This is a genomic window from Pseudomonas sp. USTB-Z (genome assembly GCF_019691255.1).
GTDB classification, from domain to species: domain Bacteria; phylum Pseudomonadota; class Gammaproteobacteria; order Pseudomonadales; family Pseudomonadaceae; genus Aquipseudomonas; species Aquipseudomonas alloputida.
This window is the reverse complement of record NZ_JAECZP010000031.1, coordinates 1-13,999: the sequence shown is the minus strand read 5'-3', so window position 1 is coordinate 13,999 and position 13,999 is coordinate 1. Positions and strand designations below refer to the sequence as shown.

13 protein-coding genes are annotated in these 13,999 nt (G+C 62.2%); 8 read left to right on the top strand and 5 right to left on the bottom strand.

Annotated features, from left to right (window positions below; all coding sequences use genetic code 11):
• Positions 1 to 113: 113 nt before the first annotated feature.
• From I8746_RS25085 to I8746_RS25055, 7 genes are all read left to right on the top strand, one after another.
• Positions 114 to 596: a hypothetical protein gene (locus tag I8746_RS25085; RefSeq protein ID WP_012051294.1), complete on the top strand. Its 483-nt coding sequence runs from the start codon at positions 114 to 116 to the stop codon at positions 594 to 596.
• A 14-nt stretch (positions 597 to 610) separates the two neighbouring features.
• Positions 611 to 997 carry a hypothetical protein gene (locus I8746_RS25080; protein WP_003255197.1) on the top strand — a complete coding sequence of 129 codons (387 nt, stop codon included), beginning with the start codon at positions 611 to 613 and terminating at the stop codon, positions 995 to 997.
• A 109-nt stretch (positions 998 to 1,106) separates the two neighbouring features.
• The gene (locus tag I8746_RS25075) at positions 1,107 to 2,534 is read left to right on the top strand and encodes a di-heme oxidoredictase family protein (RefSeq protein WP_221101151.1); all 1,428 of its coding nucleotides are present in this window, start codon (positions 1,107 to 1,109) and stop codon (positions 2,532 to 2,534) included.
• Positions 2,535 to 2,553: 19 nt separating this feature from the next.
• Positions 2,554 to 3,618 (top strand): imelysin family protein, encoded by a 1,065-nt coding sequence (locus I8746_RS25070; RefSeq protein WP_010952113.1) that lies wholly within the window; start codon positions 2,554 to 2,556, stop codon positions 3,616 to 3,618.
• 2 nt (positions 3,619 to 3,620) lie between these two features.
• Positions 3,621 to 4,718: a DUF1513 domain-containing protein gene (locus I8746_RS25065; RefSeq protein WP_012051291.1), complete on the top strand. Its 1,098-nt coding sequence runs from the start codon at positions 3,621 to 3,623 to the stop codon at positions 4,716 to 4,718.
• A gap of 218 nt (positions 4,719 to 4,936) precedes the next feature.
• The gene (locus tag I8746_RS25060) at positions 4,937 to 6,085 is read left to right on the top strand and encodes an efflux RND transporter periplasmic adaptor subunit (RefSeq protein WP_014755415.1); all 1,149 of its coding nucleotides are present in this window, start codon (positions 4,937 to 4,939) and stop codon (positions 6,083 to 6,085) included.
• Positions 6,086 to 6,097: 12 nt separating this feature from the next.
• Entirely contained in the window at positions 6,098 to 9,142 is a 3,045-nt protein-coding gene (locus tag I8746_RS25055; RefSeq protein ID WP_012051289.1) for a multidrug efflux RND transporter permease subunit, read from the top strand.
• 108 nt (positions 9,143 to 9,250) lie between these two features.
• On the opposite strand, the gene I8746_RS25050 is transcribed toward I8746_RS25055, so the two are convergent.
• From I8746_RS25050 to colR, 5 genes are all read right to left on the bottom strand, one after another.
• Positions 9,251 to 9,484: a hypothetical protein gene (locus tag I8746_RS25050; RefSeq protein ID WP_003255207.1), complete on the bottom strand. Its 234-nt coding sequence runs from the start codon at positions 9,482 to 9,484 to the stop codon at positions 9,251 to 9,253.
• Positions 9,484 to 10,182 (bottom strand): lipopolysaccharide kinase InaA family protein, encoded by a 699-nt coding sequence (locus tag I8746_RS25045; protein ID WP_004574440.1) that lies wholly within the window; start codon positions 10,180 to 10,182, stop codon positions 9,484 to 9,486. The genes I8746_RS25050 and I8746_RS25045 overlap by 1 nt, the downstream gene beginning before the upstream one ends.
• Positions 10,183 to 10,188: 6 nt before the next feature.
• Entirely contained in the window at positions 10,189 to 10,869 is a 681-nt protein-coding gene (locus I8746_RS25040; RefSeq protein WP_010952107.1) for a class I SAM-dependent methyltransferase, read from the bottom strand.
• A 107-nt stretch (positions 10,870 to 10,976) separates the two neighbouring features.
• Positions 10,977 to 12,287 carry a HAMP domain-containing sensor histidine kinase gene (locus I8746_RS25035; protein WP_014589790.1) on the bottom strand — a complete coding sequence of 437 codons (1,311 nt, stop codon included), beginning with the start codon at positions 12,285 to 12,287 and terminating at the stop codon, positions 10,977 to 10,979.
• On the bottom strand, positions 12,277 to 12,960 hold the full coding sequence (gene colR / locus I8746_RS25030) for a two-component system response regulator ColR (protein WP_003255215.1): 684 nt from the start codon (positions 12,958 to 12,960) through the stop codon (positions 12,277 to 12,279). The genes I8746_RS25035 and colR overlap by 11 nt, the downstream gene beginning before the upstream one ends.
• Positions 12,961 to 13,143: 183 nt before the next feature.
• Between colR and I8746_RS25025 the strand changes: the two genes are divergently transcribed.
• Positions 13,144 to 13,872 carry a phosphatase PAP2 family protein gene (locus I8746_RS25025; RefSeq protein WP_221101150.1) on the top strand — a complete coding sequence of 243 codons (729 nt, stop codon included), beginning with the start codon at positions 13,144 to 13,146 and terminating at the stop codon, positions 13,870 to 13,872.
• Positions 13,873 to 13,999: the final 127 nt, after the last annotated feature.

Here is a 13,999-nt window from a genome sequence, read left to right as displayed (position 1 = left end):
CCGGCCTTGTGCCGGGCGTTTTCGTTTGCTGCCGGGTAAAACGCTTCCCGCTGCCTGGCGTGCATGCAGATGCTCATCCTGTAGGCCTTCGATCAATCCTAACAGGAGGCACAGTGCTGCAGATTCTTGATGTCTGGGGCGAAGGCCGAATCGTCCAGCGCATGAATGGGGAAGACCTCATCACCGGATTCAACGATGCGTACAACCTGAACAAGGCTGGCCAGCTCATCTCCAACGGGCCGTTCGCTGGCGGGCACATTCCCAACCTCATTGTCGTATACGAATACGATGCTCCGGACTTTCCCCTCGACGACCATGCAGTCCCTCACGTGACGCTGATGGGCGCTCCGATCACCCGGCATGTGGCCGAGGAAATGTGCCGGGTAGTTGCCCGCCCCGGCAAGATCTACCTGTACGACCCCAACGAAACTGACCGCCGTATGTTCGAGGCAGTCGCCATTGACCAAGGGATGCAGCTGCTTGGTCGCTTTCATCCCGCCGAGCTCGACCCACCGTTCAACGAAATCACCTTGCTCGCGGCCTATGTCTATCGCACCCCGACCAGCCCGTTGCCACGCCCGAAAACTGAACATTGAAAGGAAAACACTACATGGCCAACGTCACCTACTTGCGCTCCATCGCCAATAACACGCCTTATACCCTGACCCTGATCGACGGTGAAAACCGCAGCAACAGCCTGGCAGTCGGCGCCCAGCACGTCTGGAATGGCTCGCTGGCCATCCCGTGGATCGGCAGATCGACTGAGAACCACAAGGCCTTGCGCCTGATCCTCGGCCCGTCTGCCGACACCAGCATCTGGTTATTCCAGGATTACTGGCAACCTGCGCACATGGACGCGGTCAAGTGCATTACCGCCTCCTCCATGGAATACACCAGCGAAGACGTCATCGAAGTCATCGGCGATAATCGCGGTGGCGGCAACAAGAACCTGATCGTCAACCTGGTCAACCGACACTTCATGCTCTATATGGCCTGAGCAACCGCGCTGGCAGCGATTTCATCAAGCAAACGCAAATTGCTCTTATTCAATGATCCTGGGCCTGCTAAGCTGCACGCCGGTTTTTCGCTCACGCCCAGGATTCTCGATGTCCTCGTCGCTGTCCCGACTCCCCCCTCTGCTGCTGGCCTTGGCCTTGGCCGCCTGTGACGACGCCCCGCGCTTCACCCACGCCGAGCCCGGCGAAGCGTTGTCGGGTGGCCAGGCGACCGTGCAGCGCAGCGACCGCAATGCCTATTCCCTGCCCTCGGCCAACCTCTCGCCAGCGCTGCGCCTGGACTTCGCCGTTGGCAACAGTTTCTTTCGCAACCCTTGGGTGATCGCGCCGTCAACCACCACCGCGCGTGATGGTCTGGGCCCGCTGTTCAATACCAACGCCTGTCAGAACTGCCACGTGCGCGATGGCCGTGGCCACCCACCAGAGCAGGGCGACAGCAACGCGGTGGGTATGCTGGTGCGCCTGTCGATCCCCGACCAACCCTACCTGGCCAAAGTGATCGAGCGCCTCGGCGTGGTGCCAGAGCCCGTCTACGGTACCCAGTTGCAGGACATGGCCATCCCCGGCGTGGCGCCCGAAGGCAAGGTGCGGGTGAGCTACACCCACGAAACCGTGTCATTCAAGGACGGCCACCAGGTCGAGCTGCGCAAGCCAGCCCTGCAGATCACCCAGCTCGGCTATGGAGTGATGCACCCCGACACGCGTTTTTCTGCGCGGGTGGCACCACCGATGATCGGCCTGGGCCTGCTTGAAGCGATCCCCGAAGCCGACCTGCTGGCCAACGAAGACCCGGACGACCGTAACCGCGATGGCATCCGCGGGCGGGCCAACCGTGTATGGGACGACGCCCAGGGCAAAACAGTGATCGGCCGCTTCGGCTGGAAAGCCGGGCAGCCCAACGTCAACCAGCAAAACGTGCACGCCTTTGCCGGCGACATGGGCCTGACCAGCACCCTGCTGCCCAACGACGATTGCACTCCGGCACAAACCGGCTGCCTGGCTGCGCCCAACGGCGACGGTGCCGATGGCGAGAAAGAAGTCAGCGACAACATCCTGCGCCTGGTCACGTTCTACACCCGCAACCTGGCTGTGCCGGCCCGCCGCGACGTCGGCTCGCCACAGGTGCTGGCGGGCAAGAACCTGTTCTACCAGGCGGGTTGCCAAGGTTGCCACACACCGCAGTTCACCACAGCCGCCGACGCCACCGAACCCGCATTGGCCAACCAGGTCATCCGCCCCTACAGCGACCTGCTGCTGCATGACATGGGCCCGGGGCTGGCCGACGAGCGCACCGAATTCGCCGCCAACGGCCAGGACTGGCGTACGCCGCCACTGTGGGGCATCGGCCTGAGCGAAACGGTCAGCGGCCATAGCCAGTTCCTGCATGACGGCCGCGCCCGCAACCTGCTTGAAGCCGTGCTGTGGCACGGTGGCGAAGCCGAGGCGGCACGCAATTTCGTACTCACTTTCGATGCCGAGCAGCGCGCTGCGTTGCTCGCGTTCCTGAACTCACTTTAAACGCGCAAAGGAGCCGGGCATGTTCCGACCCAAACTGTTGTTCACCAGCCTCGCCGCACTCGCCCTCGGTGCCTGCTCGCCACAAGACCCGCAAGCAGTGACCTCCGCCGCCATCGCCAACCAGGTGATCCTGCCTACCTACAGCCGCTGGGTCGAAGCCGACCGTACGCTGGCTGCCAGTGCCCTGGCCTATTGCGAAGGCAAGGAAAGCCTGGACAAAGCCCGCGCCGACTTCCTCAATGCACAAAAAGCCTGGGCCGAGCTGCAACCGCTACTGGTCGGCCCGCTGGCTGAAGGCAACCGCGCCTGGCAGGTCCAATTCTGGCCTGACAAGAAAAACCTGGTCGGCCGTCAGGTCGAGCAACTGGTCAACGGCGACAAGCCGGTTGATGCTGAGGCTTTGGGCAAGTCCAGCGTAGTGGTACGTGGCTTGTCGGCCTATGAGTACATCCTGTTCGACAGCAAGCCGGACATCGCCACTGCCGAACAGAAAGCCCGCTACTGCCCGCTGCTGGTGGCCATCGGCGCACACCAGAAAGCCCTGGCAGAGGAGATTCTCAAAGGTTGGAACAGCACCGACGGCATGCTCTCGCAGATGACCAAGTTCCCCAACCAGCGCTACGCCGATTCCCACGAGGCTATCGCCGATCTGCTGCGCGCCCAGGTGACCGCCCTGGATACCCTGAAGAAGAAGCTCGGCGCACCGATGGGCCGTCAGAGCAAGGGCATCCCGCAGCCGCTGCAGGCCGAGGCCTGGCGCAGCCACAACTCGATGAACAGCCTGCAGGCCAGCCTCAAGGCCGCCGAAGCTGTCTGGGTCGGGGTAGACAACCAGGGCCTGCGCGGCCTGCTGCCCAGCGATCAGAAAGCGCTGGCGGACAAGATCGACGCTGCCTACGCAACCTCGCTCAAGTTGCTGGCCGATAACCAGAAAACGCTGGGTGAGCTGCTGGCCGACGACGCCGGTCAGCAAACCCTCAACCAGATCTACGACAGCTTGAACGTCGTCCACCGCCTGCACGAAGGCGATCTGGCCAAGGCGCTGAACATCCAGCTGGGCTTCAATGCCAACGACGGTGACTGATCATGCTGCGACGCCAGGCACTCAAACTCGGTAGCGTATTGCTCAGTGCCCTCACCTTGGGCGGCTGGAGCCTGTTCCGCAACAAAGGCAGCGAACCCTTGCTGCTCTCGGCGCGTGACAACGGCAACGGCCAGCACTATGCCGTAGGTTTTCGCCTGGACGGCACACAGGTGTTCAGCACCCAGGTCGCTCAGCGTTGTCATGCCATCATCCACCACCCCGAGCTGCCCATCGCCCTGTTCGTCGCCCGCCGCCCAGGCACCGAAAGCTACCTGATCGACCTGCGTGACGGGCGCCTGCTGCAAACGGTTGCCTCGCAGCCGAACCGGCACTTCTATGGCCACGCCGTCGTACACAAAGGTGGCGAATGGCTGTATGCCACCGAGAACGACACCACCGACCCCGGGCGCGGCGTGCTTGGCGTGTACCGTTTCGAAGGCGAACGCCTGGTGCACACCGGTGAAATCCCGACCCACGGTATCGGCCCGCACGAGGTTGCCTGGCTGCCTGACGGTGAAACGCTGGTCGTGGCCAACGGCGGTATCCGTACCGAAGCCGAAAGCCGTGTCGAGATGAACCTCGACGCCATGCAACCGAGCCTGGTGCTGATGCAGCGCAACGGCACCCTGCTGAGCAAGGAAACCCTGACCCAGCAGATGAACAGCGTGCGACACCTGGCAGTGGCCAGCGATGGCACCATCGCCGCCTGCCAGCAGTTCATGGGCGATGCCGATGAAACTGCCGAGCTGCTGGCGATCAAGCGCCCGGGCGAGCCATTCAAGGCCTTCCCGGTGCCAGAGCGGCAACTGCAAGCCATGGCCCAATACACCGCAAGCGTTGCCATCCACAGCGAGCTGCGGCTGGTGGCGCTGACGGCACCGCGGGCCAACCGCCTGTTCGTCTGGGACCTGGACAGCGGCGCGGTGCGGCTGGATGCCCCGATGCCCGACTGCGCAGGCGTTGGCGCGGTGAAGGACGGCTTTGTCGTCACCTCCGGGCAGGGCCGCTGCCGGTTCTACGATTGCCGCAAGGCCGAACTGGTCGGGCAACCGATGAACCTGCCGTCCGGCTTCTGGGACAACCACCTGCATCTCGTCTGATTGTTCTGTTGCACTCACTGGCCTTCTCGCAGCTAAAGCCGATCCCACAGGGTTCTACACAGTCCCTGTAGGAGCGGCTTTAGCCGCGAAAAGGCCGGCACAGGCATTTACCCCCCCATCTCCGGAAAAACAGTCAATACTTCCCCCATCCACACGTGGGCAGGATCGCCCGTTGTCGTGTAGAAGCGAATAACAACTGCATCCAAGGAACCGGACCTATGCTGCGCCGCCGCATGCTCATCATGTTGGCCGTGGTTCTGCTGATCGTGCTGGCCCTGGGGGGTTACAAAGCCTTCTCGATCTACCAGCAGATCCAGATGTTCACTGCCCCCAAGCCCCCTATCACCGTGGCGGCTGCCATGGCTGAACAGCGCCCGTGGCAAGAGCGCCTGCCCGCTGTCGGCAGCCTCAAGGCGCTGCAGGGTGTGGATCTGAGCCTGGAGGTGGAAGGCATCGTCAAATCCCTGCACTTCGACTCAGGCCAGCAGGTCAAGGCCGGGCAACTGCTCTTGCAGCTCAATGACGATCAGGAAACAGCCCTGCTCGGTACCGCCCTGGCCGACCTGGGCCTGGCCAAGGTCGACTTCGGCCGTGGCAGCCAGCTGGTGGGCGATTCGGCCATCTCCCGCGGCGAGTTCGACCGCCTTTCCTCCCAGTACCGGCGCAACCAGGCAGTGGTCGAGCAGCTTAAGGCGCAGAAGATCAAGAAACGCATCAATGCGCCTTTCAGCGGCACCATCGGCATCCGCCAGGTGGACATCGGCCAGTACCTGGCCGCCGGGGCTGTGATCGCCACCCTGCAAGACACGTCCAGCCTGTACGTAGACTTCAACGTGCCGGAACAGGCCCTGCCACGCCTGAGCCTGGGCCAGCAGGTGCTGGTGCAAGTGGCCGCCTACCCCGGCCAGCGCTTCCCCGCCAGCCTCAGCGCCATCAACCCCAAGGTCGAGGAAACCACGCGCAACCTGCTGGTACGTGCCACCCTGGCCAACCCCGACGGCAAACTGCTGCCAGGCATGTTCGCCAGCCTGTTGATCCTGCTGCCCAACCCGCAGCCACAAGTGGTGGTGCCGGAAAGCGCCATTACCTACACCCTGTATGGCAACTCGGTGTATGTCGCCTCACCGAAAAAGGACAAGGACGGCAAGCCGGAGTACGACGACAAGGGCCAACCCCAGCTGGTCGCCGAACAGCGCACGGTAAAGACTGGCGAGCGCCGAGACGGCGTGGTTGTAGTCAGCGAAGGCCTGCAGGCCGGGGAACAGGTGGTCACCGCCGGGCAGCTGAAACTCACACCCGGTGCCGCGATACGCATTGGCCAGGACAACGCCCTCAAGCCCGAACCGGGCGCGGCGGCCAAGGACTGACAGGAGGCTGGCATGGCGTTCACCGACCCGTTCATCCGCCGCCCGGTGCTGGCCAGCGTGGTCAGCCTGCTGATTCTGCTGCTCGGCTTCCAAGCCTGGAACAAGCTGCAGATCCGCCAGTACCCGCAAATGGAAAACGCCCTGATCACGGTCACTACCGCCTACCCCGGGGCCAACGCCGAAACCATTCAGGGCTATATCACCCAGCCATTGCAGCAAAGCCTGGCCAGCGCCGAAGGCATTGACTACATGACCTCGGTGAGCCGGCAGAACTTCTCGATCATTTCCATTTACGCGCGCGTTGGCGCCGACAGCGACCGGCTGTTCACCGAACTGCTGGCCAAGGCCAATGAGGTGCGTAACAAGCTTCCCCAGGACTCAGAAGACCCGGTACTGAGCAAGGAAGCTGCCGACGCCTCGGCGCTGATGTACGTCAGCTTCTACAGCAAGGAAATGAGCAACCCGCAGATCACCGACTACCTGTCACGTGTTATCCAGCCCAAGCTGGCCACTTTGCCGGGCATGGCCGAGGCGGAGATCCTCGGCAACCAGGTGTTCGCCATGCGCCTTTGGCTGGACCCGGTGAAGCTGGCCGGTTTCGGCCTTTCGGCTACCGACGTGACCAATGCCGTACGCCGCTACAACTTCCTTTCCGCCGCTGGCGAGGTGAAAGGCGAATACGTGGTCACCAGCGTCAACGCCAGCACCGAACTGAAGTCGGCCGAGGCGTTCGCCGCCCTGCCGCTCAAGACCAGCGGTGACAGCCGCGTGCTGCTGGGCGATGTGGCGCGGGTCGAGATGGGCGCAGAAAACTACGACACGGTCAGCTCGTTCGACGGCACCCCGTCGGTCTATATCGGCATCAAGGCCACCCCGGCCGCCAACCCACTGGATGTCATCAAGGAAGTGCGGCGCATCATGCCTGAGCTGGAAAGCCAGCTGCCCTCGGCATTGAAAGTGTCGATTGCCTACGACGCCACGCGGTTCATCCAGGCCTCGATCGACGAAGTGATCAAGACCCTGGGCGAAGCGGTGCTGATCGTCATCGTGGTGGTGTTCCTGTTCCTCGGTGCCCTGCGCTCGGTACTGATTCCGGTGGTGACCATACCGCTGTCGATGATCGGTGTACTGTTCTTCATGCAGATGATGGGCTACTCGCTCAACCTGCTGACCCTGCTCGCCATGGTGCTGGCCATCGGCCTGGTGGTGGACGATGCCATTGTGGTGGTGGAAAACATTCACCGGCACATGGAAGAAGGCAAGTCGCCGTTCGACGCAGCCCTGGAAGGCGCGCGCGAAATTGCCATGCCAGTGGTGTCCATGACCATCACCCTTGCCGCCGTGTATGCACCGATCGGCTTCCTCACCGGGCTCACCGGCGCGCTGTTCAAGGAGTTTGCCCTGACGCTGGCCGGGGCGGTGGTCATTTCCGGTATCGTTGCCCTGACCCTGTCACCGATGATGTGCGCCCTGCTGCTGCGCCGGGAGCAGAACCCGAGCGGCCTGGCCCACCGCCTCGACCAGCTGTTCGAACGCCTGAAAGGGCGCTACCAGCGCGTGCTGCACGCCACCCTCGACAGCCGGCCGGTGGTGCTGGTGTTTGCCGTGATCATCCTGTGCCTGATCCCGGTGCTGCTCAAATTCACCCAGAACGAACTGGCGCCCAATGAGGACCAGGGGGTGATTTTCATGATGAGCAGCTCGCCTCAACCGGCCAACCTCGACTACCTCAACGCCTACACCGACCAGTTCACACCGCTGTTCAAGGCCTTCCCCGAGTATTACTCGTCGTTTCAGATCAACGGCTTCAACGGCGTGCAGACCGGTATCGGTGGTTTTTTGCTCAAGCCCTGGAACGAGCGCGAACGCACACAGATGGAGCTACTGCCGCTGGTGCAGGCCAAACTCGAGGAAATCAGCGGGCTGCAGATCTTCGGCTTCAACCTGCCGTCGTTGCCCGGCACTGGCGAGGGCTTGCCATTCCAGTTTGTGATCAATACCGCTGGCGACTACCCGGCACTGCTGGACGTGGCCCAGCGCATCAAGACGCGCGCTCAGGCATCGGGCAAGTTCGCCTTCCTCGATATCGATCTTGCCTTCGACAAGCCCGAAGTGGTGGTGGACATCGACCGGGCAAAGGCGGCGCAGATGGGGGTGTCGATGGACACCCTCGGCGGCACCCTGGCGACCCTGCTGGGCGAGGCGGAAATCAACCGCTTCACCCTTGAAGGCCGCAGTTACAAGGTGATCGCCCAGGTTGAACGGCCTTACCGCGACAACCCCGGCTGGCTGAACAACTACTACGTGAAGAACGAGCAGGGCCAGTTGTTGCCGTTGTCGACCCTGATCACCCTCACCGACCGCGCTCGCCCACGCCAGCTCAACCAGTTCCAGCAACTGAACGCTGCGATCATCCAGGGCGTCCCCATGGTCAGCCTGGGCGAGGCACTGAAGACCGTGCAGGACATCGCTCGCGAAGAGGCCCCGGAGGGCTTTGCCTTCGACTACGCCGGCGTGGCCCGCCAGTATGTGCAGGAAGGCAGCGCATTGTGGGTCACCTTCGGCCTGGCGCTGGCGATCATTTTCCTCGTGCTGGCTGCACAGTTCGAAAGCTTCCGCGACCCGTTGGTGATTCTGGTGACCGTGCCGTTGTCCATCTGTGGCGCGCTTTTGCCGCTGTTCCTGGGTGTGTCGAGCATGAACATCTACACCCAGGTCGGGCTGGTGACATTGATCGGGCTTATCAGCAAGCACGGAATCCTGATCGTCGAGTTCGCCAATCAGCTACGCGATGAGCGTGGCCTAAGTGTGCGCGAAGCGATCGAGGAAGCAGCGGCCATTCGCCTGCGGCCGGTGCTGATGACCACCGCGGCGATGGTGTTCGGCATGGTGCCGCTGATTCTGGCAACCGGGGCGGGAGCGGTCAGCCGATTTGACATCGGTATGGTGATTGCCACCGGGATGTCGATTGGCACGCTGTTTACCTTGTTTGTGTTGCCGTGCGTCTACACCCTGCTGGCGCACAAGGCGAGCGCCAAGGCACCTGCAATCGCTTGAACCGACCTGTGGGGGCGGGCTTGCCCGCGAAGAGGCCGGCAACGCAGATGCAAAAAGCCAAAGGCCCCGCAATCGCGAGGCCTCTGGCTTTTTCAGCTAACGCAGGGTTCATCCAAATGGCCGCAACCCTTGACGCAGGCCAAACAGGAACAGCAAAAGGTCCTGGTCCGGCTCGCTCTGGGCCTGCTGCTGCGGTTTTGCATCCCGCGGCAACGCGCACTGGTCTGCCATCTCAGCCTTGCTGAACACCGTTGGCCTCGGCTCTTCCCAGGCCGCCACCGCCACGGTGGTCACCGCCAGGCCAGCTACCAGGAACAAAGCTCGAGCAATTTCTAGTTTCATTACTCTAACCCTTTGACAGCGCTGCCAAACGCCATCTTGTAAAAGTAGAGCAGTGTCTGCCATTCCGCGTCATTGAGCGACGAATGGCGGCGTAGCTGACGCAAGTCATTGCCGGCCGCACGCTGGCAGCTGATACGCCGCCTGCACTTTTCCAGGTCCAGCAGCGCCACTTCGACGCGAGCCTGCTCGCCCTCGCCGATTACCTTGATGAATACGTGCTTGCCATACAGGCAGCCGTGCTGCCAGTGCCCCAGGTGCATCCGCGCCAGGTTGTCCGCCAGGTCCTTGAGCATGCGCTCATGCACCACCTGCGGGTAACGCTCGCGGGCACCTTCGGCATGCCAGGTGTCGAGTTCGACAAAACCGTCCAGCGCTTCGCTGACCAGCAGCGCGCGCCACTGGTGCTCGGCATCACGCTGTGCGCCACAGAAGACGATGCGCGGTACACGCACGCCCAACTGCTCGAAACTGTTCAGCGCATCGAGTTCACGCAACACAGTCGGCCGACCAAAAGGGTGCAACAGGCTGCGGTAGATATGCCCAACCTGGCGTTTGGCATACAACAGCTTGCCATCGGCATCGTTAAGGCGTTGCACGCCACTCTCGCCGCCGCGGCGCTGGTTAGGCTCCTCGACCCACTCGCCTTGCTGGCGCCAGTAAAAATCGAACTGCGCTTCCCCTTTATGGGCTACAGCCATCAAACACTACCCCTTACGCAATACATAGACCCGCCACATGGCATAGAACGGCAGGAAGTCCAGGCGTTCCTGGATTCTGAAGCCGGCGGCCCTGAATTCTTCTTCGACCGTTTCGGCAGGTAACACGAAACGGTTCTGGTAATTATCCTGCTCGGCCTTGGCGCTACGGCGCTGCTCCAGCTTTTTCCGGCGCCAGGCCTTGAAGTTGCCATCCACCCACAGTGACAGGATCACGCTATCACGGCTAACTCGTTGAAATTCCGAAAGAATGGTCTTTCTGTGCGCCGACTCGCCAATGTGATGGAACAGGCGCATGCAGAAAATGCTGTCCACGGCGTTGTCTGGCAGGTCGATGGCAAATGCCGAAGTCTGCAAAGGCCGTACCCGTGCCACCACTTCTGGCGGTTGCGCCGCACAGGCTGTCTCGATCATGGCCTCGGAGTTGTCGGCACCGATGATTACCCGATTGGGCTTTTCCGCCAACAGCGGCCAGAAACGGCCCGCTCCGCATGGCAGGTCGAGTACCAGGCCAGGCTCGCCCGCCAATGCCAAGGCGCGGCGCGCCAACTGCTCATCTCGCTTGTGGGAAAGGCGTCGCGCCAGGCCGTCCTGGTGCTTGAGAAAGTACTCGCGTGCATGGTCTTTGTCGTACTTCTCGGAAAATTCAAGCTTGATGGGGCTACGCATTGGGCATCTCCTGACTCCATTGCGCCCACACTAGTCATGTAAGCGTTGGAATCAGGTCATGCCAATGTGAAAAAAACGTTGAGCACTATTTGACCTGATACAAAACATTACTCGACCAAGGTGTCCGGGTCGCCTTTGGCCACGGTGTTGCTCAGGTCCACCTGGAAGCGGCAGCCATGCGGCAAGGTGGATGTCAGGGTGACACGCCAACCTTGGTCGTCGCAGATCCGCTGCACCAGCGAAAGCCCCAGCCCAAGCCCCTCGCCACGCCGTTCATCGCCGCGCACGAACGGCCTGAACATGGCCTCGCGCTGCTCTTCGGGGATACCCACGCCGCTGTCCTCTACGCTGAAACCGTTGGCTTCCAGGCTCAGGCGGATATACCCACTGTCGGTGTAGTGCGCCGCATTGCGCAGCAGGTTGCCCATCACCGACTGCAGGAAGGTGGCGTTGTACAGCACAGGGCTAGCGCTCACGCGACCATCGAAATACAGGGTGAGGCCTTTCTGTTCGATGGTGTCGCGCCACACCCCGATGAGCTCGTCGGCCACTTCGCGCAGGGTCGCCCGTGACGCCACTGCCCCCTCATCACGCTGCGCGCGGGCCAACATGAGGAAGGTCTTGACCAGCTCGCGCATTTCTTCGGTGGCCCGCGCCACGCGCTCCACCTGGCTACGCGCACGGGCATCGAGGCCGGGGTTTTCCATCAGAAGCTCACACGAGGTCGCCAACACCATCAACGGCGTGCGCAGCTCGTGGCTGACGTCGCTGGTGAACAGCCGCTCGCGGGTCAGCGCATCACGCAGGCGGCCCAGGGTGTCGTCGAAAGCCACTGCAAGCTGGCCGACTTCGTCTGCCGCATAATCCGGAGCCAGCGGCGGGGCCAGGCCCAGTAGTTGATCGCGGTGTCGCACCTGACGCGCCAGGCGGATGACCGGTGCCATTACCCGACGTGCAACCAGCCAGCCAAGGATGACCGCCAACACCAGGCTGAGCACGAAGCCCACCACAACCACGGCAAACAGTACGCGCTCGCGCTCCTCGAAGTCGCTCTGGTCCTGCAGCAGTACATAACGGCGACCATCGACGATCTCAACCATGGCGTGGTAGGACAGCTGGTCTCGGAACACTTCGTGGAAACCGCGGTCGAGGTGCCGCAGGTCCTTGGGCAGCTCGAAGTCGTCACGCCCGCCACTGAAATAGAACAGCTGGTCTGGGCGAGGCCGATGACTCCAGTCACTGACGCTGTCCATACGCAGCAGGCGCTGCAGGTCACCGCCCAGTACCGAGGAAATCAGTCGCTCTTCGACCAGGTGCACCGTGCCAACGATACCGAATGCGAAGGCCCCGGCCACCAGCGCACTCATCAGGGCAAAGGCGATGATGATACGCTGGGCAAGGCTTTGCTTAAACTCCATCGCGGCCCTCGGCGAGGCGATAGCCGACGCCATGGACGGTATGCAGCAACGGTTTTTCAAACGGTTTGTCGATCACCTGGCGCAACTGATGCACATGGCTGCGCAGGCTGTCGCTATCGGGGCAGTCATCGCCCCACAAGGCTTCTTCCAGCACCTCGCGGCGCAGTACGTGCGGGCTTTTCTGCATCAGTACCGCCAGCAGCTTGAGGCCGACCGGGTTAAGCTTCAGCAGGCGCCCCTGGCGGGTTACCTCAAGGGTATCGAGGTCGTAGCTCAGGTCAGCCACCTGGAGGGTGCGGCGCCCACCGCCCTGGGCACGGCGCAGCACCGCTTCGATGCGCGCCGCCAGCTCCGACAAGGCAAATGGCTTGAGCAGGTAGTCGTCAGCCCCAGAGCGGAAGCCCTGCAGGCGGTCGTCCAGCTGGTCACGGGCAGTGAGCATGATCACCGGCGTGTCACGGCGGGCATCTTCGCGCAGGCGCTTGCACAGGGTGTAGCCATCGATGCCTGGCAGCATGATGTCGAGTACGATCAGGTCGTAGTGTTCGGTGGCGGCCAAATGCAGCCCGGACAGGCCATCCTGGGCACAGTCGACGGTGTAGCCTTTCATGCCCAGGTAATCGGCCAGGTTGGCCAGGATATCGCGGTTGTCTTCAACCAAAAGAATGCGCATCGGTTTCTCCTGTGCGGCGCTCTTCGCTGTGGTGCGCGGCAGGCGCAGCTTAAGGCCTATGCCTGCACGGTGCCAGCCCTGGGGAAAATTCACCGCACTTGACGGTTTTTTCACTGATCCTTCACGGACACAGGATAGCGGGCGGCCGACAATACCCGATCTTTTTCGCGCCCTGGAGCCGTCATGCAGCAACGCACCCGCCCTCGCCCGATCAACTACTGGCTGTACCTGGGGATTCCCCTGGCGACTGCGCTGGCCTTGATCCTGCTGGAGCTGACTTCAGTCGACATGGATGTCGCCAACCTGTTCTTCGACCCCGCTGCCGGGCAGTTCATTGGCCGCCACAGTTACCTGCTGGAAAACATCCTGCATGACCGGGTCAAGCAAGTGGTGATCCTGTTGGGGGTGATATCGCTGCTGACCTTTGCCGCGAGCTTTTTCTGGAAGCGCCTGTTTGGCTGGCGCCGTGAACTGGGCTGCCTGGCGCTGGCACTGGGCTTGTCCACGGCGTTTGTCACACCGCTGAAAAAAGTCACCCAGGTGCAGTGCCCTTGGAGCCTGACCCAGTTTGGCGGCACCGAAACCTACAGCAAGCTGCTGGAACCACGGCCGCCTACCGACAAGCCTGGCCTGTGCTGGCCGGGCGGGCATGCAGCGACCGGTTTCTGCCTGTTCGCCTTGTTCTTCATGCTGCGTGATCGCAAGCCGCGCCTGGCGCGGGTGGCATTTGTAGTGGCCTTGATAGCAGGGTCGGTACTGTCGGTGGGCAGGATGATGCAGGGTGCGCACTTCCTGTCGCACAATATGTGGACGGCAGTGTTCTGCTGGTTGATCGGATTGGGGTCGTATTACCTGGTTCTCTATCGGCGGGGGCTGGCCGAGGTGCCCGTCGCCGAGCGCAGTGCCGCATGAAAGAGGGGCCGCTTTGGAGGGTGTCAGAAATTTTGTGTTCGGGCATAACATGAGTAAGAGGTGCATGTATGCCAACCAAAAAGAAACCCTTGCGTGACCTGCCCAAAATCCCCAAAGAGCTGCTGGA